Below are 23030 nucleotides of genomic sequence, written 5' to 3'. Positions count from 1 at the left end.
AAAGGTTACTCTAAATCCAGATTTCGTCCCTCAGCATAAATATCGTTGCGGTATTGTTCCTCGTCGCCTTCCAAAATTTGAAGGTAACTTCTGTAACGTGACCAAGCAATTTTGTCTTCTTCTAATGCTTTTTTAATTGCACAATTCGGTTCATCTTTGTGCAAACAATTGTTGAATTTGCATTGGTCTTCTAGTTTGAAAAATTCCGGAAAATAACCTTTTATTTCCTGTTTTTCCATATCCACAATACCAAAGCCACGGATTCCGGGGGTGTCGATTATTTTAGACCCAAAAGTCAAATCAAACATTTCAGCAAAAGTTGTTGTGTGTTGTCCTTGCTGGTGTAAGTCAGATATTTCTTTGGTCTTTAAATTTAATGTTGGTTCCAAGGCATTTACTAAAGTGGATTTACCAACACCGGAATGACCTGAAAACATACAAACTTTCCCTTGCATCATTTCTTTTAATTGGTCTAATCCACTTCCGTTTTTTGCAGAAACCCGCAAACAATCGTATCCAATTTGAGTATAAACATGTTGTAAAAACAATTGTTCACCCGACATGGCCTCATCAAAAGTGTCAATCTTATTAAAAAGCAACACAGCTTTGATATGATAAGCTTCCGCAGTAACTAAAAATCGGTCGATAAAACTTGTTGTGGTAATTGGGTTATTGATAGTAACAATCAAAAAAACAATATCAATGTTCGAAGCAATGATGTGTGTTTGTTTAGAAAGATTGACTGATTTTCGAACAATATAATTTTTTCGATCATGAATATGATGAATGGAGCCGGTGATAGCATCGGAAGTTTCGTCAATTTCAAAATCAACCACATCTCCTACTGCAATTGGATTTGTGCTTTTAATTCCTTTCATGCGGAATTTACCCTTAATCCGACAATCATAGATTTGATTATTATCGGCTTTAACGGTGTACCAACTTCCGGTAGATTTATAAACGATTCCTGTCATGAAGCAAATATACGAGTTTTAAGGAATCAGGAATTGATAATCTTTTCTTGGTGACTGATACTTTCTTGGTGAATTGCTTTGAATAAATGAATAATAAATTCTTCGCTTAACCCTTTTTGGTTGCCATCTAAAATCATTTTTTCTAATAATTCCTGCCACCTTTTGTTTTGTAAAACAGCCACATTTTTTTCTTTTTTCAATGCTCCTATTTTATCTGCAATTTTCATTCTGCTTCCCAAAGTTTCCAATAACTTTCGATCAAAATCGTCAATTTGGGTTCGCAATTGATTCATTCGTTGATTAAATTCATCGGCTTCATCGGATGTTTTTCGAACTTTTAGGTCTTTAAAAATCTGTTTTAAAACAGTTGGAGTCACTTGTTGAGCCGCATCACTCCATGCGTTATCGGGATCAATATGTGTTTCAATGATTAATCCGTCGTAATTTAAATCGAGTGCCTGTTGTGATATTTCCTGAATCATATCTCGCCGACCTGTAATGTGTGAAGGATCACAAATCAAGGGCAAATCAGGGAATTTATTTTGCAAATCGATAGCTATTTGCCATTCGGGATTATTGCGGTATTTTGTTTTCTCATAGGTAGAAAAACCTCTGTGAATTACTCCCAGTTTTTGAATATTCGCTTGGTATAACCGCTCCAAACCACCAATCCATAAAGACAAATCAGGATTTACAGGGTTTTTTAATAACACTATTTTGTCAGTGTTTTTTAATGCATCCGCTATTTCCTGAACCGCAAAAGGGTTTACGGTTGTTCGTGCTCCAATCCAAAACACATCAATATCATGTTCAAGTGCTAATTGCACATGATTGGCATTAGCCACTTCAACAGCCATGAGTAATCCGGTTTCTGCTTTTGCTTTTTGCAACCATTTTAAACCAATGGCTCCTACTCCTTCAAATCCGCCGGGTCTGGTTCGTGGTTTCCAGATTCCCGCTCGAAAAATACTGACATCTGAATTTTTTAATTCATGAGCTATTTTTAATACTTGGTCTTCGGTTTCAGCACTACATGGACCGGCAATCACTAATGGATGTGATAATTTAAAGTCGTTTAACCAAGTTCTTAATTCAATTTTATTTTCCATAATTATAATTCTGTTGTAAAAATAAGGTGTTTTTTTGATTCCTCTTCAATTAATCTATTGCGTTTGATTTCCTCTTTTATACTCTCCTAAAACCTTAAAATGAGTAGTCATAATTTCCAATAATTTTTTTGCTTTTTCATAGTGCTTGTATTTTTCAAAAACAGCATCCACAAAAAAAGAATATTGAAAAGGGCTTTCGATAATTGGCATTGATTGGATTTTGGTTAAGTTCAATTTACAATTATTCATCACATTTAAAACCGTTGCTAAACTTCCGGGAGTATCATCTAATTCAAATTTTATAGATGCTTTATTGATTTCTTCTTTGGGTAATTCTTTATTTTTTGTTTTCAACACTACAAATCTTGTTTTATTGCTTTTGACAGTATGAATAGCCGAAAACAAGGTTTCCAATTCATACAATTGAGCTGCAACCGGACTTGCCAAAGCAGCTATGCCTTTTAAATTATTCTGTTTTATATTTTGTGCCGCAGCCGCAGTATCACTACTTTCTACTAATTTAATAGTTGGATATTGACTCAAAAAAACGCCACATTGCAACAAAGCTATGGGGTGCGAATGAATTTCTTTTATATCATCTATAGATTGTCCCTTTAAGACCATAAAATCCAATTGAATATCTAAATAATGCTCGCCAATGATATGAAGATTATTTCGATCGATTAAAGCATAATTTGGGATAATTGAACCTGCAATAGAGTTTTCTAATGCCATAATTCCGTTATTCGCTTTACTTTCCACCATAGATTTCACAACGGATTCAAAAGAATTACACTCCAAAATAGTACCCTTCTTTTTAAAATATTCTTGAGCCACCTGATGGTGAAACGACCCTTTAATTCCCTGAATTGCAATTGTAATATCCATATTTTGAGCATAAAAAAATCCCGACTCAATGAATCGGGATTTATATTGTTTTGAATTAAAAAATTTACCTTACATAACACAATACCAATCCCGACTTTTTCCCAAAGAAAAAATAAAAGAAATTAGTATAATAAAACGTGTTGTGTGAAATCATCTTTATGTTGTGATTTAGTTTTGCTAATATAGGGAAATATTCTAACAAAAATACTTTTCTGAAAAAAAATGAGTTAAATAAAAAACTATACTTTTGCTGTAAATCTGTAATTATGTCTATTGAAGTCAAAAATATTTCTAAAATTTATGGAGATCAAAAAGCATTGGACAACATTTCATTTTCTGTAAAAAACGGAGAAATTGTTGGCTTTTTAGGTCCAAATGGTGCCGGAAAATCTACTTTAATGAAGATTTTGACAACGTATATCACAGCTGATGAAGGAAGTGCTTCTGTAAACGGCTTAGATGTTATTTCATCTAAAAAAGAAGTTCAGAGAATAGTTGGTTATTTGCCGGAACACAATCCATTATATTTAGACTTATATGTCCGCGAATATTTAGCCTTTAATGCTGATGTGTATAAAATTGATAAATCCCGAATCCAAGAAGTGATTGAATTAACCGGATTGACTCCAGAAAGCACTAAAAAGATAGGTCAATTGTCAAAAGGTTACCGTCAAAGGGTTGGATTAGCCACGGCACTATTACATAATCCTGAAGTTTTGATTTTAGATGAGCCCACAACAGGTTTAGATCCAAATCAATTAGTAGAAATCCGAGAACTCATCAAGAATATCGGAAAAGACAAAACAGTTTTTCTTTCCACTCATATCATGCAGGAAGTAGAAGCCATTTGCGACCGTGTGATTATTATCAATCACGGAAAAATTGTGACGGACAAAAAATTGGATAAACTTATTTCAGAAGAACAGGAACAAGTGATTGAAGTAGAATTTGACAAAGCTATTTCAACAGAATTATTGGCTTCGTTGCCAAATTTTAAATCGGCTACAAACACACATGATTTAATTTGGGAATTAACCTTTATCTCTGCTGAAGATATGCGTTCTAAATTATTTGATTTTGCTACTGAGAATGGTTTAAAAACCTTGCAATTGAATTTAAAAAGCAAGAACTTAGAGCAGATTTTCAGAGAGAAAACAAAAAAATAAATCTATTTAAACTTATTTTTTTATAAAAAACAAAGGGAATCGCTAAATTCCCTTTGCAAACTTCTAAATCAAAAACCTAAACAAAATAACTTATTTCTGTTTGTTTAACTTATATTATTTAATCAATATTTTTTCTTTGTAAATGTTTTCACCATCATAAATTTTGATGAAATACATTCCTTTTGACTGAGGTTCAAAATATATTTTATTTGTTGTTATATTATCAAAAATTGTTGTTTCATATACTTTTTGACCTAAAAAATTGACTATTTCAATTTGTAGTTTAGCTTTTGGTTCTTTCAATTCAAAATAGAAAATACCGTTATTTGGGTTTGGGTAGATAGTGATGTTTTTAACTTCATCGTTATCATTAATACCCAAATTATCAGAGCGAACTAAGTTTGAAGTTGTATTAGTACAATTTGGATTTTGTGAGTCATCGTCTAATCCCAACTGACCAACTAAATTATTATTACTATAGTATCCCATGATAGATAATTCACCCCAATGTGAATCATTTCCTTCACCGGTAGTCATATGTCCGATATAAACACCTAAGTCAGTATAAACTCTTCCAACAACTGGTCCTGTCAAACCTGTGGCAGAAGTAATAATTCCGTTGTTATCAATGTTTAATGTAACATCTCTTGAACCACAACCGTCAGTTGTTAATGTTCCAGTTATTTTATCTTTCAATGCACCTGGATTTGCAATTTTGTGTAATCTCCAATTTTGTCCAGCTATTTGAGCCGTAACTTCAGTAGCGGAAGTAAGTAGACCGTTAAAAGGGAAACTTTCACTTCCGTTAGTAATTGTTCCATTTAGAACTCCACTTGAATTTACACTATAACTACTACCTATCCAAGGACCACCAAAACCGTTAAAGTCAGTTATATTTCCATTGCCATCAAAAACAAAATAATTCAAATTGTTATTAAAAGGGTCAATTGGAGTTACATCTGTGAAAAAAAGCCATGGACCATTTAAAGTAGCATTGGTGTAAGTTCCTGCTGGATCATATAAATATTTTGCAATTTGACCAGGGTAATCTTCTTCATTTATATTATAAGAATCAGATGTTGCCCAGCCATTATTGGCATCCCAAAAATACATACTGTACACTTTAGAGTTAAATGGTAATTCTTGTGTTGACCAAGTTGAACCACCATTTGTTGTGTGCAACATAAAAGGAATATTATCATCTGAATTATCTCTTGTAGAAATCCATCCTTCATTATTATTGATAAAGAATACGTGATTAAATCTATAATTAGAATTGTAAACAGAAGCATTCCAAGTTGTTCCACCATCTGTAGTTTTAAAAATTTTTCCATTTTCACCAACTATCCAACCATGAGTAGCATCGGTAAAATGCATTGAATTTAATTCTCCTGCTGTATTATCCACATATTGTGGAGTCCAATTAGTTCCTCCATCTGTTGTTTTGTAAATAGTGTAGGGAGGTAATATATTTGGGCCAGCTGGAAATGCCCAACCTGTAGTTGAATTTACAAAATTAAAGATACCGCCTCCATTTGTTGGTGTCCAAGTAGCACCACCATTGGTGGTTTTTTTAAATATAATAGCCTGTGTATTGTCATTATAAATTGAAGCCCAACCATTATTAGCATCAACAAATTGTAATTGAATACCCACATCACCAAGTGTGTTCGAAACTACGGTTCGATTCCAAGTCGCACCACCATTTGTTGTTTTGTATACAACAGCACCAAGTGCATCTTGATTAGCATTTGATAGTGTTTTCATAACCCATCCCGTTGATGAATTGATAAAACTCAATGTTTTTCCAGTTGCATCATATCCAAAGCATATATCAGTAGCATTAGGTACTACTACATTCCAATTGGCACCTCCATTTGTGGTATGAAGTAACGCATTTGAGGATAGATTTATCCATCCTTCAGTAGCACTTACAAATTTTGTAGATTGCCCTTCATTCGTAGTTGGATTGTTTTGTAAGTACCAACCTCCTTGACTAAAAGCATCAAAATTTGATAATCCGGTGATTATCATCCCTAAAAGTAAAATAAAATTTTTCACGTTGATAAATTTTAAATCTTCCTACTCGTATGGTTTTTCGGATCTACCCCGTTTTTTAGTGTGGTCTCTGGATTCCACTTATAATGTAATAAGTGATATCATAAGATGGTCGGTCTAAGAATTGACCAAAAAAAGTTAAATTTAAAATAGCTTTATATAGCTTGTTAAATTCATGATAGTCAGGACAAGAGCCATCAAAACTCTACAATAAAGTTACTCAATTTTAAATATGTTTCCAAATAAAAGGGTTATTTTTTTAAAATTAAATATAGATTAATTAATTTTTTTGATGATTAAGGCTTGTAGAAAAAATGCACCAGTAAAAATAGCTCACTCAAATTTCAAATTTTCTTCTTGAAGACTAATTATAAATAAGTTTACCGTAATAATGTTGTATTACATTAACCGTTGGTGGTGCATTATAAAGTACTAAATTACCGGTACTGAATAGCTCTCCTTCGACACTTTCAATTGGATTAATATGCATGTCATTTGAACCACGATGAAATAGTTGCACGTTTTTTATTTCTAAATTTTGTGCCTCAATACGACCATTTCCATCATAAAAATTGAGTAAGGCCTCTTGTGTCTTTCCGGAAATATAAAACCTCGAAACATTATTATTCTCAATCACTAATTGTCCGTTATCAAGTTGAAAGATAAAATCACCCGTTCCTGCACCTTCACTTAAATCCATTGAAATAAGCCGTAAAATTGGGAAGGTAATTATTCCATCCGATTTAATTTCCTGTTCGGTTCTCGAGTGAATTTCAACAATATTTGGAGCAGTTATAAAAACAGTGGTTTCCCCATAATCGCGTACCCAATTACAAGTTGTATTATCTCTAAATGTCAATACATTCTCTTGAAAAACAGCTGAAATATCATCAATCAAATTTTCACCTGAACGAATTTCAACTTTATATTCGGGCCCTTCTTTAACTACTAAACCAATTCCGGCATAAACATAAATCACATCAAATGGCGTTGCCGGGATTTCCTTTGTGACCATTTGCCCGGTTGATTTTATACAATCTCCGGGTTTTTCACAACTGAAAAGTAAAAATGAAACAACACTGATAAAAAATATCTTTTTCATAAATTATAATCTTACACCAACAACAAATTCCATTGCTTCTGCTAAAAAAATATGTGTTTTTACAGATAATCCAGTATATATTTTTTTAGTTATATAGTATTTCATTCCTAGCCGATCATAAACAGGAATATCCGATTTATAAGGTTGATAAACATAAAAGCCCAATTGTGCTTCGAGTGAAATTCGGTTTATAAATAATTCATATCCAACGAAAATACCTCCCCTTTTAAAATCTGTATCGGTTGTTACATTCTCTTCAGGATAAGCAATTGATTGGTATTTTATAAATTCTTTATACGAATACGTTAAGAAAATTTCTGTTCCAAGTTGAATGGCACTTTTTCTGCTTAAGCGTTTGTCAGCATAAAAACCAACGTGAAAAAATGGCTTTTGACCACTCGCAATTATTGGACTTTCACTTATTCCCGTTCTTAAAACAACATTATATTTTATTGGTTCTATAAATTTAACTTTTGGAAGGGTATCAATTTGTTTTTCTAATGGTTCCTCAAAGTTATAAGAAACACCGACATTTATTGCATACGCATTGACCCCACTATTAGGAGACTTAATTCTTCCATTTGAAAAATGAGTAAATAGTAATCCAGCCTGAAAATCAACCTTATCAAAAAGACGCGTTTTGTAATTTATGGCAAAATTAGTATTAGCTACAAATTTAGACCCAAATGCTGAATTTTTACTATTGGTTTCTTTATCGTGTGGGTTGGTTGTATATGCAATTCCCTCCCCTATTTTGAAATATACTTTTCTATTCAAAAAATAGAAATGATATTGAGCTCCAACACCATAAACTTTACCTAAAATATCATTTTTATAGTCCTGATAAATAAAATAAGCTCCATAATCCGGAAAGTCAAATTCTCTTTCCCATTCTTCGTAGCCGTATGTTTTTTTGTACAAACTAACTAAAACACCATCCGGATGACCATTAAGAAAGTGCTGTAAATCATCGGTATGAGGCATTACATTACCGGTAAAATAATGCACATCCAATGCCGTAGTTTCTGTTTTTTCCTGAGCTAAAAGAGATGCCGAAAAAAGCAGCAAAACAAAATAAAATTTCCTCATTCTAAAAGTAATTCCGACAAATATAACAGAATATATTTGGTTCGGAAATTTTAAAGCGTTCTAATGCTGAGTTATGAATTAAAAAATTTCTTTTGCGATGGATTTGATATTTTCTGCTTTCCCCATCGAATAATAATGCAACACCGGAATTCCCGCCGCCACTAATTCTTTACTTTGTTGCAAACACCATTCTATACCAATTTGTTTAACATCCTCATTATCTTTAGCTTTTACAATAGCCATTATTAAATCGTCCGGCAATTCAATACTAAAGCGATGCGGAATTAAATTCAATTGTTTTTTGGTAGCAATCGGTTTTAAACCCGGAATAATAGGCACAGTAATACCTGCTGCTCTACATTTTTTAACAAAATCGAAGAATCTGTTGTTGTCAAAAAACATTTGTGTAATGATATAATCAGCTCCATTTTTGATTTTTTGTTTCAAAAAGTGAATATCACTGTCTAAACTTGGTGCCTCCATGTGTTTTTCAGGATAACCTGCCACACCAATACAAAAATTAGTTTTAGCTGAATTTTTTAAATCTTCATCCAAGTAAATCCCATTATTCAAATTACTGATTTGTGACACCAATTCTGTTGCATATTCATTTCCTTCTTTTTCAGGTCTAAAGTAGGTTTCATTTTTCAACGCATCACCACGAAGGGCTACTACATTGTCAATTCCCAGAAAATCTAAATCGATTAATAGATTCTCGGTATCTTCTTTAGTAAATCCGCCACACAAAATATGCGGAATGGCATCTACATCATATTTATTTTGAATTCCGGCACAAATTCCAACCGTTCCCGGGCGTTTTTTTACAATTTTCTTTTGTAATAATCCGCTCGGTAATTCTTTGAATTCGTATTCTTCCCGATGATAGGTTACATCAATAAAAGGTGGATTGAATTCCATCAACGGGTCAATGGAATCAAAAATGGATTGAATATTTTGACCTTTTAAAGGCGGTAAAATTTCGAAGGAAAATAAAGGTTTTCCGTTGGCGTTTTCGATATGTTGGGTTACTTTCATAATTTTAAAATTGCGAGTTGCGAGTTGCGAGCTGAAGGTTAACTTTGAACCCGCAACTCGCAACCATAACCAAATTAATCTGCGATATTCGGCGAAAGCCATTTTATCGCCATTTCTGTACTTATATTTCTTCGTTTGGCGTAATCTTCTACTTGGTCTATTTTAATTTTTCCTAAACCGAAATACTTACTTTCCGGATGAGCAAAATAATAACCCGAAACGGAAGATGCCGGCCACATTGCCATACTTTCAGTCAATCTTACGCCTATTTTTTCTTCTACATTTAATAGTTTCCAAATCGTAGGTTTTTCCAAATGATCCGGACAAGCGGGATAACCCGGAGCGGGACGAATTCCTGTGTAATTTTCTTTGATTAAATCCTCCTTCGATAATTTTTCATCCGAGGCATAACCCCAAATTTCTTTTCGCACTTTTAGATGCAAATATTCAGCAAAAGCTTCTGCCAGTCGGTCGCCCAAGGCTTTCACCAAAATGGAATTATAATCGTCTAATTGTTTTTCAAATTCTGATGCTTTTTCATCCACACCAAAACCGGTGGTGACACAAAAACAACCGAAATAATCTTGAATTCCGCTTTCCTTCGGAGCAATAAAATCGGCTAATGCGATGTTTGGAGCACCGGCTGTTTTTTGACTTTGTTGACGAAGAGTTAAAAAGGTTGCGGGTTGCATCCCGAAGCTTCGGGAGCAGGTTACTTCTATGTCATCATCATTAATTGAATTTGCCGGATAAATTCCGAGAATTCCTTTGGCAGCTAGCCATTTTTCTGAAACGATTTGTTGCAACATTTTTTGTGCATCGGCAAATAAATGAGTGGCTTGTTCGCCAACCACTTCATCGGTTAAAATAGTCGGGTATTTTCCAAATAATTCCCATGATTGGAAAAAGGGTGTCCAATCTATAAAATCAACTAATTCGGACAATTCAACATCAACAACTTTGGTTCCAATAAAATTGGGTTTCGTTGGATGATAATTTTTCCAATCGAGTTGTAATTTATTTTTTCTGGCTTCGTTTATTGATAAAAAATTCTTTTCTCTACTTCTGTTCAAATAACCTTCCCGAAGTTGGTCATAGTCCTCACGAACAGTTTTAGCATAACTATTCTTGGTTTCCGGTTGCAATAAATTTGTAGCCACGGTTACGGCTCTTGATGCATCGTTTACATGTACTACTGTTTCGCGGTACTCTGGTGCAATCTTAACTGCGGTATGAGCACGAGAAGTAGTTGCTCCACCAATCATGATTGGGATTTTGATGTTTAACTTGTCTAATTCTTTGGCTAAATAGACCATTTCATCCAAGGAAGGCGTAATTAACCCACTTAAACCAATGATGTCCACTTTTTCACGAATGGCGACTTCAATTATTTTTTCCGGCGGAACCATTACGCCTAAATCGATGATTTCAAAATTGTTACACCCTAAAACGACTGCTACAATATTTTTACCGATATCGTGCACATCACCTTTCACTGTTGCCATCAATACTTTTCCTGCAGATGATGATGCGGTTGAATCTTTCTCTTCTTCAATGAATGGAAGCAAATAAGCCACAGCTTTTTTCATCACTCGGGCAGATTTAACTACTTGTGGTAAAAACATTTTTCCACTCCCGAATAAATCACCCACCACATTCATTCCTGCCATTAAACTGATTTCGATAACTTCAATCGCTTTTGTAGCATTTATTCTTGCTTCCTCGACATCAATTTCAATGAATTCATTAATTCCTTTCACCAAAGAATGCGTCAATCGTTCCTGAACAGAACCATTTCGCCACTCTTGAATGGCTTTTTCATTGACTTTGAAATCGCCTTTGTAGCTCTCAGCTAATTCCAAAAGTCTTTCAGTAGCATCTTCTCTTCGATTTAATAAAACATCTTCAACGTGTTCTAATAAAATAGGATCAATTTCATCATAAATCTCAAGCATTTCCGGATTTACAATTCCCATTGTCATTCCATTTTGAATAGCGTGATAAAGGAAAGCCGAATGCATGGCTTCTCGTACTTTATCGTTTCCACGGAAAGAAAAAGAAACGTTACTTACCCCGCCGGAAATATTGGCAAACGGTAGATTTTCACGAATCCATTTAGTAGCTCTAAAAAAATCTAACGCATTTAGTTTATGCTCCTCCATACCGGTTGCAACCGGGAAAATATTTGGGTCAAAAATGATGTCTTCGGCTGGAAATCCAACTTTATCAACTAAAATATCATAACTTCTTTTGCAGATTTCAATACGTCTTTCATACGTATCTGCTTGACCCTTTTCATCAAAAGCCATCACAATTACAGCAGCTCCATATCGTTTGACCAACTTGGCATGATGAATGAAAATTGCTTCACCTTCTTTCAAGGAAATGGAATTTACGACACCTTTTCCTTGAATCACTTTTAATCCGGCTTCGATGATTTCCCATTTGGAACTGTCAATCATCACAGGAACTCGCGAAATATCGGGTTCGGCTGCAATCAGATTTAAGAATTTGGTCATGGCAAAAACGCCATCCAACATTCCTTCGTCCATATTGACATCAATAATTTGAGCTCCACCTTCTACTTGTGCTCTGGCAATGTCAAGAGCTTCATCGTATTTCTCTTCTTTGATTAAGCGAAGAAATTTTCGAGAGCCTGTCACATTGGTTCGTTCGCCCACATTAATAAAATTGGATTCCGGAGATACAATCAACGGTTCCAATCCTGAAAGTTTTAAATATTTTTTACAATCTGATTCAGGCATTATATCTTTTCTAAAATTTGTCTGGGTTTAAATTCGTTGGCAACTTCGGCAATCAATTTAATGTGTTCCGGAGTTGTACCGCAACAGCCACCGATAATATTTACCAAATTATCTTGTAAATATTCACGGATTAATGCTTGCATTTCTTCGGGAGTTTGGTCATAGTGTCCGAAAGCGTTAGGCAAACCTGCATTGGGATGAGCTGAAATATTTAACTGTGTATTCATCGCCAAACGTTTCAAGTAAGGCTTCAACTGGTCGGCACCTAACGCACAATTGAATCCGATGCTTAGCAATGGAATGTGTGAAATTGAAATTAAAAAAGCTTCCACGGTTTGACCGGAAAGTGTACGTCCGGAAGCATCGGTGATTGTGCCGGAAACCATAACCGGAATGTCGAGGTTACGTTCTTCTTTGACTTCTTCGATGGCAAAAAGAGCTGCTTTGGCATTTAATGTGTCGAATATTGTTTCTACCAATAATACATCACATCCACCATCGATGAGAGCTTCCACTTGTTGTTTGTAAGCAATTCGTAATTCATCAAAATTTACAGCACGAAATCCAGGGTCATTTACATCCGGACTCATGGAAGCGGTTCGATTGGTTGGTCCGATAGAACCTGCTACAAAGCGAGGTTTGTCGGTAAATTCATCAGCAACTTCTCGAGCGATTTTGGCAGATTCATAATTGAGTTCATAAACCAAATCTTCTAAATGGTAATCGGCCATTCCGATAGTGGTTCCTGAAAATGTATTGGTCTCTACAATATCCGCACCCGCTAGGAAATAGGCCCGATGAACAGCTTTTACAGCTTCCGGTTGGGTAATGGAAAGTAAGTCGTTGTTTCCTTTCAATGGATGTGGAAAATCTTTGAAACGTTCTCCGCGAAAATCTTCTTCGGAGAAATTGTAGCGTTGCAACATGGTTCCCATGGCTCCATCAAGGACAAGTATTTTACTTTTTAATTCTTCTTCAATTTTTGACATAAATTATTTTTAACCCATTAAAGGATTTGGTCTTTAAAATAAATGTTATCAGAAAAGGAGAGAATTTCTCGTGGTTATCTGTTTCGCCGTAGCGAATAGAATGTAGCACCTTCTACTAAGTTGCAGGGTTGCTAAGCTTTCACAGGGTCTAGTCCCTCCGGCTTTCGTGATAACAAACAGCATATATAAGAACGCGTCAAAGGTATAAAGAAAAATTAGTTTATGAAATATTTTCTAAAATAATTATATTTCAAGATTAAAATAATTTATAAATCTATAATACTGCGTTTTAATAAATTTATTTTCTGTTTTATTAAACTTGACAGATTAAATAACTCCATACATTAAAATCATAAAAATCAAATATTGTTTTTTCAATTCAAATAGTCTTTATACATTTGCACTCGAAATAAAGAGGAAAAATTTGAACTGATTGCAACCTCGTAAAAAAATGCTAAAGCAGAAACTCTCCTTTAGTCATTCCTTGCAATTCATTTTTTTCTTTAATTTAATTAATTAATAAAAATTACATTATGGCTTATTTATTTACGTCAGAATCAGTGAGTGAAGGGCATCCTGACAAAGTAGCTGATCAAATTTCAGACGCATTAATCGACAATTTTTTAGCTTTCGACCCTGAATCAAAAGTGGCTTGCGAAACTTTGGTAACAACAGGACAAGTAATTCTTGCCGGAGAAGTAAAATCAAATACTTACCTAGATGTTCAAACTATTGCCAGAGATGTTATCAAAAAAATAGGTTACACAAAAAGTGAGTACATGTTTGAAGCTAATTCTTGTGGAGTACTTTCGGCTATACATGAACAATCAGCAGATATTAATCAAGGCGTTGACCGAGCAAGTAAAGAAGAGCAAGGTGCGGGTGACCAAGGGATGATGTTTGGATATGCTACGAATGAAACGGAAAATTATATGCCTTTGGCGTTAGATATTGCCCATGCCTTATTAATTGAATTGGCAAATTTGAGAAGAGAAAATTCTGAAATTACTTATTTACGTCCCGATGCAAAATCACAGGTTACTTTAGAATATTCAGATGATAACAAACCTCAACGAATTGATGCAATTGTCATTTCAACGCAACATGATGATTTTGCTCCTGAAGCGGAAATGTTAGCTAAAATTAAAAATGATTTAATTTCGATTTTAATTCCGAGAATAAAAGCAAAATATCCTCAATATGCTCATTTCTTCAATGATAATATTACTTATCACATTAATCCAACCGGTAAATTTGTAATTGGTGGACCACATGGAGATACAGGATTAACCGGCAGAAAAATTATCGTAGATACTTATGGCGGTAAAGGAGCTCATGGTGGTGGAGCATTTTCAGGGAAAGACCCATCAAAAGTTGACCGTTCTGCTGCTTACGCAACTCGTCATATTGCTAAAAACTTAGTTGCTGCAGGATTGTGTGACGAGATTTTAGTTCAGGTTTCGTATGCCATTGGCGTTGCAAAACCAACTTCTATCAATGTGAATACGTATGGCACATCAAAAGTAAATTTAAAAGATGGAGAAATCAGTAAAATAGTTGAAGAAATTTTTGATATGCGTCCCTATTTTATTGAACAACGATTAAAATTAAGAAATCCTATTTACAGTGAAACTGCGGCTTACGGCCACATGGGAAGAACACCGGAGACAGTTACCAAAACGTTTAAACTGCCAAATGGTGAAGATAAAACAATGACTGTTGAATTGTTTACTTGGGAAAAATTAGATTTTGTCAATCAAGTGAAAAGTGCCTTTGGATTATAATTCAAAGCCAATTATTTATAGAAAAACCCTGAATATTTATATAGTCAGGGTTTTTTTTATAAATTATATTTTAAAGAAAACACAACATATCTTGGTTGGACTAAATATTCTGAAGTTCTAAAACTTGTTTGATTAAAACTGTCATCGTTTAATGATTTTGTATCTAATAAATTAGTTACACCAACCCTATATTCCATTTTTGCTTCTTTTTTTCGATAACTCAAACTGGTGTTTAAAAAATCATAGGTGTTATTTACCGTTTTGGATGAATTTGTATATTGATAATAATCATAATCTGCATTAAAAGAAAAAGCATCAAGAAAAAAGTAATCTAACTTTGCAAATGGTTGTTGCGTTTTAAAAGTTGTTCCCTGGTAATCATTAAGCGTTACGGTATATCCTAGTTCTAGATTTGGCCAAGTTTTAAATTGAGTCCCCAATGATGCACGATACGTTTGACTAAATGATTCTGTTGTTTGAATAAAATCAAATTCCGGATTAGTTGGATTTGATGGATTGACCCGTAGCGTATTAAATTTTGACCAATTCATGTTTAAACCAATATTTCCTTTATAATATTTCAAAAATGAACGCTGATAACCTACCATTCCATTGATGCTTTCATTTTCGAAATCGGCATTCATTTTTTCACTGGTTTGGTAAATTCCGTTAAAATAAGCTCTATTGATAACCGGATCTGTAGTTTTTACATAATTTAAATTTCCGAAAATCGTCGTATAATTGAACAAATTATATTTAAAATATCGTAGGGCGTGAGTTTGTTGCAATGCATTTTCCAGCATACGATTTCCTCTGTTAATGGAATTAAAATTACTAAAAGTAAATCCTTGAGCAAATGAATTGATATCACTAAAAACATTGTTCATTCTGTACGTATATGTCAGCGATTCTGATTTTTTTAATTGATATTGAGCAAAAACATCAGGTAAAACTCTTGAAAAATCATCTTTCACTTTTGTTTCTAATTGCTCATTAAAAGTAGTATATTGGTGAAAACTTATTCCCGGATTGAAGGTAAATTTACCGGTTATAAATTTATAATGTGCTCCTAGATAAGCATCATTAAAACTATACCGAACATCATTTTTATAGGCCTCATCTTCCAATGTCAAGGAGGATCCATTATCTAATATTTGAAAAATAGATGAATTATAACTTTGGTAAGAATAAGTGTTTCCAACAGTGATATTTAAGTTGCTTTTAGCAGTAAGGGAATAATAATAATCTGCTTTGGCATCAATTCTATTTGTTTTGACAAAACGGGTTTGATTGATGTTATAAAAACTTTGATTATCATCAAAACCTACAAGAAATGGAAACGGATTATTTACCAATTTTGGATTGTACAAAGGGTCTTCATCCTGATATAAATGCTGTACTTCAAATGCCCAAGTACTTTTTTCGTTTTGTGTCCAAAATATATTTAAACTTTGATTTAACGACAAAGGGTCTTGTTTTTTGAATGAATTAATCGAATTAAACGTTTCTACATTATTTGTAATAGAAGTTGTTTCTACCAAATTTGTTTCTTCTTGATTTGAACGCTTTAAGGATATGTCATAATCAAACTGAAAACTAGCACTAGGTTTATATTTTGAACCAATTTTAAAAATAGCCAAATTGTTAGTCAAATTAGAAATGTCACTTCTGTTTTCCTTTGTTTCGACTTCAGTAGAATTTGGCTCATAATACTCATTTCTTGATTGTGTATTCATCTTTGTTTTATCAGATGAAATAACGGCAAATCCACTTAGATTCCAAGTTTTAGACATTTGTTGGGTTACGTTTGCAGCCCCAAATTTTGTATCAATTTCTTCTGCCCGGTCGTTTCGTTGAGTAGAAATACCTAAATCATTAGAAGAAACATTGAAATTAGTTCCATTTCTACCAATCGTGTTTCGAGAACCGCCTGTCAATCTAAAATAATCCCTCAAAGAAAAGGGTACATCGCCAATATTATTGAAATTACTCAAAACATTGATGCTTGTTTTCGGGCTGTAATAAAACAATTTTGGATTGATTATATAACGCTCATCAGGACCAATTCCGGCAGAAATATCTCCAAACCAGAATTTATTTTTCCCCTTTTTAAGTTTGATATTGATTGCGATGTCATCGTTATTATTTTCTAATCCACGCAACTGGCTAACTTCCGAATAATTTCTTAAAACCTGTACTTTATCTACAGCATCAGACGGAATATTTTTGGCTCCTAACTTTGTGTCACCTTCAAAAAACTTTTTCCCATCAACGAGTAATTGCGTTACTTTTTTACCTTCTACTTCAATTTCACCGTCAGCGTTTACTTCAACTCCCGGGAGTTTTTTCAACACATCTTCCAGTTTTTTTTCTGTTCCGGTTTTAAAGGAATCAGCATTATAAATAATAGTATCTCCTTTGATGGAAACCGGCATTTCATGAACCACTTCTACACCTTCTAAATTTACATCTCCCTCTTTTAAAGTAAATGCCTTTTGAAAATTTTCGGTTTTTGTTTCAATTGAAACATCTAAGGTTTGAAAACCAATGTAGCTGATTTTTATTTTATAATTAGAATTCGGCTTTAGATTGAGTTGAAATCGTCCTTTATCGTTGGTTATTCCATACGAATCCATTGCTTTTGTCTCTTGATTAATAGCCATCACATTAGCCATTTCAAGCGGTTTTCGCAATGTATCCTGAACAACACCTTCTAATCGAATGGTTTGACCTTGAACAATTAATGAAGTAAGTAAAAAAAGAAAAAGTAGTTTTTTAGTCATTCCTAAAAAAATTGAATTTGATTTAAATTATTGTCCGCCCATTCTATATTGCATGGTTCTTCCGCCACCTTGTCCTTGATTCATTTCACGCATTTCTGCCATTTTTTCGGTTACAATTTTATCATATTCAGCTTGAGTAACTTCTTTTCCTTTTGAGGGAGCTTTGATTTCTTTTTTCTCTTTGGTATTCATCACAATTTTTGAACATAAAATAATGGTTTTTCCTTCATTAACTTCTAAAATTAAACCCGGTAAGCCCCAATAATTCTCAGGCCCTTGGTTAATTGGAATATCCGGCGTATACCAAGCTGTAACAACAATTTCTTTCGGTACATCCCAACCATCAGTCAAATTAGTGGTTTTTGTAGTTTCTGTTTTACCCTCCACTTTAACTTCTTCTTTTTTATCGCTTTCCTTTTTATCCTCTGTTTTTCTTCTGTAATTTTTAAAATCAGACTGACTTACGGGCCGAACAGCTGTGGCTTTAAAACATGTGTAGTTCCCAATTTGTTTCGTTTCTCCTTCTAATTTCCATGCTAATTTTGGCAACGTATCCTTAACCAAAAATTCTTTCCCGAAAAATTCTTTATCCACGGTAAATATTTTTTCTTTCACGTTTTTATAGTGAGTTCCGCCTCCGCCCATCATGTTTGACATCATTCTCATTCCACCACCTTGTCCGGGTGCGTCTAATTTTTCTTCTTCTTTATAAATTGATGCATTTTTATCAAAATTTAATATGAATGTTTTTTCAAACATTTGCTTCATACGTTCTTCAATCGTTTTTTGCATCTCCGGTGTAATATCCCGATTTCCGGCAAAATTAGATTTAAAATCAGCTGTGCTTGTTTTAGATTCATACACCGCCATTCCTTGAAAATCTTGGGCAAATGCACTAATAACCGCGGTGAACAATGTAAGCAAGGTGACAATAATTGTTTTCATTTTTAAACGTTTTATAGTTTTACAAAACAAATATGACGAGTTTATTAGATTTTTGTTACCAATGTTTTGTTAAATATACCATTTTAATATTCGACAGTTTAATTGTACTTTAGCCATTATGAAGTTAGTTCAATTCTCGTTTTTTTTCTTATTTTTTATTTCCGTTACCGGACAGGAGAAAAAAATAATCCCTCAATTTGTTTCATCAACTGCGATTGAAGCGAATGAATACATTGATTCTGATATTTTCGGATTTCATTACTACATCAAAAACAATGTTTTCTACAAACAAAAAGGTGCTGAATTATTTCAATACAAGAATCTTTATTTGGGAAAAATCAGTAAAGTAGATTCGCAAAATCCATTAAAAATAGTCCTCTTTTATGAAGGTTTTAATACTGTCGTTACCTTAGATAATCAATTGAGTGAATCCCAAATTATTTTGTTTTCAAAAAATTCAACAACAATTGTTGCTTCAGCCATCGGATTAGCTTCTCAAAATCGACTTTGGGTATTTAATTCGTTAACGATGCAATTGGGTTTGTTTGATTTGTTAAAATTAACCCATCAACCCTTAGCACAACCTTTTCAAAAAACTATTCAATATTACCAAGCAGATTTCAATCAATTTTATTGGATTGAAGACACACAACTTGTTTATTCTTGTGATGTTTATGGAAAAGTTTTTAGCTTAGGAAAAGTACCTGCTTTTACTTCTATTCAATTTTTATCTGAAAAAGAAGTAATTTATCAATGGGAAAACAAACTATATTATTATAATCTTAAAGAAGACAAAAGTACTTTAATCGAATTAGATAAAAAAACCTTTCAAAGTTTTCGGTTTAAAGACCAATTTTTGATTATTTTTACAGACAACGAAATTAGTACTTACCAAATTAGATTACCATAATGCACATAGCAGTAGCAGGCAACATTGGAGCCGGAAAAACCACCTTAACACGATTATTAGCCAAACATTTTAAATGGGAACCTCATTTTGAAGATGTCGTTGACAACCCTTATTTGGACGATTTTTATCACCAAATGGAACGTTGGTCATTTAACTTACAGATTTATTTCTTAAACAGTCGTTTTCGTCAAGTTTTACAAATTCGTGAAAGTGGAAAGAAAATCATTCAAGATAGAACAATTTATGAGGATTCACATATTTTTGCTCCTAACTTACACGCCATGGGTTTAATGACAAATCGTGATTTTAACAACTATAAATCGTTGTTTGAGTTGATGGAAAGCATGGTTCAAGCACCTGATTTGTTAATCTATTTAAGAAGTTCTATTCCAAATTTAGTGAATCAGATTCACAAAAGAGGCCGAGAATATGAAAACACCATTTCGATTGATTATTTGAGTAGACTAAACGAACGTTATGAAGCTTGGATTCAAAGTTATGATAAAGGAAAACTTTTAATTATTGATGTTGACAATATCAATTTTGTTGACAATCCGGAAGATTTAGGGATGATTCTTAACCGAATTGATGCTGAACTAAATGGTTTATTTTAGAACGAACACAATAATTTACATATAAAAAAATGCCTCATAAATTTATGAGGCATTTTTTATACTTGAACTTTAACTATTATTTCAAAGCATCAATCTTAGCTTTCACTTCTGCTTCTGTTCCTTCAAAAGTTTGCGTTTCAGTTTGGCCATTTACAGTTGTTGTAACTGTCGCTTTTGCCGTTTCATCTGTTTTGATTATTTCAACCCTAACATCTTTTGAAACTTTTTCATTTGAACCACCAACATACTTTCCTTCTGCATCATATTGAGACAAACATTTTGCTTTACATTCCTCTGAACAACCATTTTTCTCGCACATAGCTGCACATTCATCCTTGGTCATCGTGGCACATTTAGACAAATCACATTTACCTTGAGCACAAGTCATTTCAGTTTTAGCATCAGTAAAACAACAAGGCATATTTGCTTCATCGGCATGACCATTACCTAAAATTGGGGCAATTACTAAACCTATTAAACAAGTCAATTTAATTAAAATATTCATAGATGGCCCAGAAGTATCTTTAAATGGATCACCAACAGTATCTCCTGTTACGGCTGCTTTGTGAGCATCGGAACCTTTATATGTCATTTCACCATTAATCATAACACCCGCTTCAAAAGATTTTTTAGCGTTATCCCATGCACCACCGGCGTTGTTTTGGAAAACAGCCCATAGAACACCGGAAACGGTTACCCCAGCCATATAACCACCTAACATTTCAGCAATTAATTGATTATTATCCGCATAAACTAACTTCCCTAATAATACAATTGCGATAGGAAAACCAATGGTTAAGATACCAGGCAACATCATTTCACGCAATGCAGCTTTTGTAGAAATCTCCACACATTTGCCATATTCTGGTTTACCGGTTCCTTCCATGATTCCCGGAATTTCTTTGAATTGACGACGTACTTCATATACCATGTCCATAGCCGCTTTTCCAACTGAATTCATTGCTAATGCAGAAAACACAACCGGAATCATACCCCCTACAAACAACATCGCTAATACCGGAGCTTTGAAGATATTAATTCCATCAATTCCTGTAAAAGTTACATAAGCAGCAAATAAAGCTAACGAAGTTAACGCAGCAGAAGCGATTGCGAAACCTTTTCCTGTTGCAGCAGTTGTGTTACCCACAGAATCTAAAATATCTGTACGCGTACGAACTTCTTTAGGTAATTCACTCATTTCAGCAATTCCTCCTGCATTATCAGAAATAGGACCAAAAGCATCAATTGCTAATTGCATTGCTGTTGTAGCCATCATAGCAGATGCCGCTAGAGCAACTCCATAAAAACCCGCTAAAGCATACGATGTCCAAATTGCACCCGCAAATAATAATACGGTTGGAAAAGTAGAAATCATCCCTGTAGCTAAACCAGCAATTACGTTTGTTCCAGCTCCAGTTGACGATTTTTGAACAATTGCCAATACTGGTTTTGTACCAAGTCCGGTATAATATTCTGTAACAGATGAAATAGCTCCACCCACAACTAATCCAATTAAAGTAGCATAAAACACTCTAAGTGAAGAAATTTCTTGAGCTTCTTCTCCGAAGAATTTCATGGTCATTACCTCAGGTAACATATATTGTACTAAGAAAAAACAAGAAATAGCAGTTAAAACAATTGAAACCCAGTTTCCTACGTTTAAAGCACCTTGAACTTGTTTTTCTTTGGCATCATTACTATTGATTTTTACCAACATCGTTCCGATGATTGAAAATAAGATTCCGAAACCGGCGATTGCCATTGGTAATAAAATTGGGCCAATTCCACCGAAACCTTGATCAACAATGTTTCCGCCCATATCTTTGATTACATAATTACCTAACACCATAGCTGCTAAGACAGTTGCAACATACGAACCGAATAAATCGGCACCCATACCGGCAACGTCACCTACGTTATCACCTACGTTATCTGCAATAGTAGCAGGATTTCTTGGATCATCTTCAGGTATACCTGCCTCTACTTTTCCAACTAAATCAGCTCCAACGTCGGCCGCTTTGGTATAAATACCACCACCAACACGAGCAAATAATGCAATCGATTCAGCTCCAAGAGAAAAACCGGCTAATGTTTCAAGAACCACAGTCATCGCTTCAGTATCTTGCCAAACACCTCCGGAAAGAATGTTAAAGAAAATAATAAAAAAGGCGGTTAAACCTAAAACAGCTAAACCTGCAACTCCTAATCCCATTACTGTTCCGCCTCCAAAAGATACTTTTAAGGCTTGAGGTAAACTTGTACGAGCCGCTTGAGTAGTTCTTACGTTAGTTTTAGTTGCAATTTTCATCCCCATATTTCCTGCTAAAGCAGAAAAGAAAGCTCCAAAAACAAATGCAACCACTATTAATAAGTGAGTTTTAACGCCAGGTAAAAAAGTTATACCGGCCAAAACAACACTTGCAATAACAACAAATATGGCTAATAATCGGTATTCTGCTTTCAGGAAAGCCAAAGCTCCTTCATAGATGTAATCTGAAATCTCTTTCATTTTACCATCACCGGCATCTTGTTTTAAAACCCATGCTCTTTTGAAAGCCATAAAAGCTAATCCTATTAATGCCATCACTATTGGCACATAAATCATAATTGAATCCATAAAAATGTATTTTATAATTTTTTTAACGGTTGCAAAAGTAACAAAATAGGAATAAAAAAAAGCAACATTCTTAATAGAATATTGCTTAATAGATATATAAAGTAAAAATTAACTTAAAAATAGAACCCAAATGAACCTTTTATAGTAAAATTATTGGTATCCGGAAGTTTTCTGTAATTTCCTTTCTTTTAATAAACTTGAA

At 33.9% G+C, this 23030-nt stretch carries 16 protein-coding genes and 1 riboswitch; of the genes, 4 read left to right on the top strand and 12 right to left on the bottom strand.

Translation table 11 applies throughout. From position 1 onward, the window contains the following. Positions 1–5 precede the first annotated feature (5 nt). The 3 genes from rsgA to C0512_RS06025 are packed head-to-tail and all read right to left on the bottom strand — an operon-like array spanning position 6 to position 2971. Positions 6–974: a ribosome small subunit-dependent GTPase A gene (gene rsgA, locus C0512_RS06035; RefSeq protein WP_290859728.1), complete on the bottom strand. Its 969-nt coding sequence runs from the start codon at positions 972–974 to the stop codon at positions 6–8. Between the two features lie 26 nt (positions 975–1000). After that, positions 1001–2083: a bifunctional 3-deoxy-7-phosphoheptulonate synthase/chorismate mutase type II gene (locus C0512_RS06030; protein ID WP_290859727.1), complete on the bottom strand. Its 1083-nt coding sequence runs from the start codon at positions 2081–2083 to the stop codon at positions 1001–1003. A gap of 54 nt (positions 2084–2137) precedes the next feature. Beyond that, complete coding sequence (locus C0512_RS06025; protein WP_290859725.1) at positions 2138–2971, bottom strand: prephenate dehydratase; 834 nt, start codon at positions 2969–2971, stop codon at positions 2138–2140. 266 nt (positions 2972–3237) lie between these two features. Here C0512_RS06025 and gldA point away from each other — a divergent pair, with 266 nt between their 5' ends. Further along, positions 3238–4137: a gliding motility-associated ABC transporter ATP-binding subunit GldA gene (gene gldA, locus C0512_RS06020; protein WP_290859724.1), complete on the top strand. Its 900-nt coding sequence runs from the start codon at positions 3238–3240 to the stop codon at positions 4135–4137. 114 nt (positions 4138–4251) lie between these two features. Here the strand turns inward: gldA and C0512_RS06015 are convergent, their stop codons facing one another. From C0512_RS06015 to C0512_RS05990, 6 genes are all read right to left on the bottom strand, one after another. After that, positions 4252–6198, bottom strand: coding sequence for a YCF48-related protein (locus C0512_RS06015; RefSeq protein ID WP_290859722.1), 1947 nt, complete (start codon positions 6196–6198; stop codon positions 4252–4254). Between the two features lie 361 nt (positions 6199–6559). Beyond that, the gene (locus C0512_RS06010; RefSeq protein ID WP_290859721.1) at positions 6560–7297 is read right to left on the bottom strand and encodes a head GIN domain-containing protein; all 738 of its coding nucleotides are present in this window, start codon (positions 7295–7297) and stop codon (positions 6560–6562) included. Between the two features lie 3 nt (positions 7298–7300). After that, a complete protein-coding gene (locus tag C0512_RS06005; RefSeq protein WP_290859719.1) occupies positions 7301–8386 on the bottom strand; it encodes an acyloxyacyl hydrolase in 1086 nt (361 codons plus the stop codon). Positions 8387–8464: 78 nt separating this feature from the next. Then, positions 8465–9421 (bottom strand): methylenetetrahydrofolate reductase [NAD(P)H], encoded by a 957-nt coding sequence (gene metF / locus C0512_RS06000; protein WP_290859717.1) that lies wholly within the window; start codon positions 9419–9421, stop codon positions 8465–8467. Positions 9422–9495: 74 nt separating this feature from the next. Next, a complete protein-coding gene (metH, locus tag C0512_RS05995) occupies positions 9496–12186 on the bottom strand; it encodes a methionine synthase (RefSeq protein WP_290859715.1) in 2691 nt (896 codons plus the stop codon). Further along, the gene (locus C0512_RS05990) at positions 12186–13175 is read right to left on the bottom strand and encodes a homocysteine S-methyltransferase family protein (protein ID WP_290859713.1); all 990 of its coding nucleotides are present in this window, start codon (positions 13173–13175) and stop codon (positions 12186–12188) included. The genes metH and C0512_RS05990 overlap by 1 nt, the downstream gene beginning before the upstream one ends. A gap of 71 nt (positions 13176–13246) precedes the next feature. Continuing rightward, positions 13247–13351: riboswitch (SAM riboswitch) on the bottom strand. A 357-nt stretch (positions 13352–13708) separates the two neighbouring features. Here C0512_RS05990 and metK point away from each other — a divergent pair. Further along, positions 13709–14959, top strand: coding sequence for a methionine adenosyltransferase (metK, locus tag C0512_RS05985; protein WP_290859711.1), 1251 nt, complete (start codon positions 13709–13711; stop codon positions 14957–14959). Between the two features lie 56 nt (positions 14960–15015). Here metK and C0512_RS05980 read toward each other — a convergent pair whose 3' ends face one another. Then, the gene (locus tag C0512_RS05980) at positions 15016–17742 is read right to left on the bottom strand and encodes a carboxypeptidase-like regulatory domain-containing protein (RefSeq protein WP_290859709.1); all 2727 of its coding nucleotides are present in this window, start codon (positions 17740–17742) and stop codon (positions 15016–15018) included. Between the two features lie 27 nt (positions 17743–17769). Continuing rightward, positions 17770–18687, bottom strand: a complete 918-nt coding sequence (locus tag C0512_RS05975; protein ID WP_290859708.1) for a GLPGLI family protein — start codon at positions 18685–18687, stop codon at positions 17770–17772. Positions 18688–18805: 118 nt separating this feature from the next. On the opposite strand from C0512_RS05975, the gene C0512_RS05970 reads away from it, so the two are divergent. Both C0512_RS05970 and C0512_RS05965 read left to right on the top strand, forming a co-directional pair. Further along, positions 18806–19597 carry a hypothetical protein gene (locus tag C0512_RS05970; protein ID WP_290859707.1) on the top strand — a complete coding sequence of 264 codons (792 nt, stop codon included), beginning with the start codon at positions 18806–18808 and terminating at the stop codon, positions 19595–19597. Next, a complete protein-coding gene (locus tag C0512_RS05965) occupies positions 19597–20211 on the top strand; it encodes a deoxynucleoside kinase (RefSeq protein ID WP_290859706.1) in 615 nt (204 codons plus the stop codon). The genes C0512_RS05970 and C0512_RS05965 overlap by 1 nt, the downstream gene beginning before the upstream one ends. Before the next feature lie 76 nt (positions 20212–20287). Here the strand turns inward: C0512_RS05965 and C0512_RS05960 are convergent, their stop codons facing one another. Further along, on the bottom strand, positions 20288–22828 hold the full coding sequence (locus tag C0512_RS05960; protein WP_290859705.1) for a sodium-translocating pyrophosphatase: 2541 nt from the start codon (positions 22826–22828) through the stop codon (positions 20288–20290). Positions 22829–23030: the final 202 nt, after the last annotated feature.

It is taken from the genome of Flavobacterium sp., from assembly GCF_013822155.1.
In the GTDB taxonomy this organism is placed as follows: Bacteria; Bacteroidota; Bacteroidia; order Flavobacteriales; family Flavobacteriaceae; genus Flavobacterium.
Note: the sequence above shows the minus strand (reverse complement) of the source record. Positions and strands in the feature narration are given on the sequence as shown.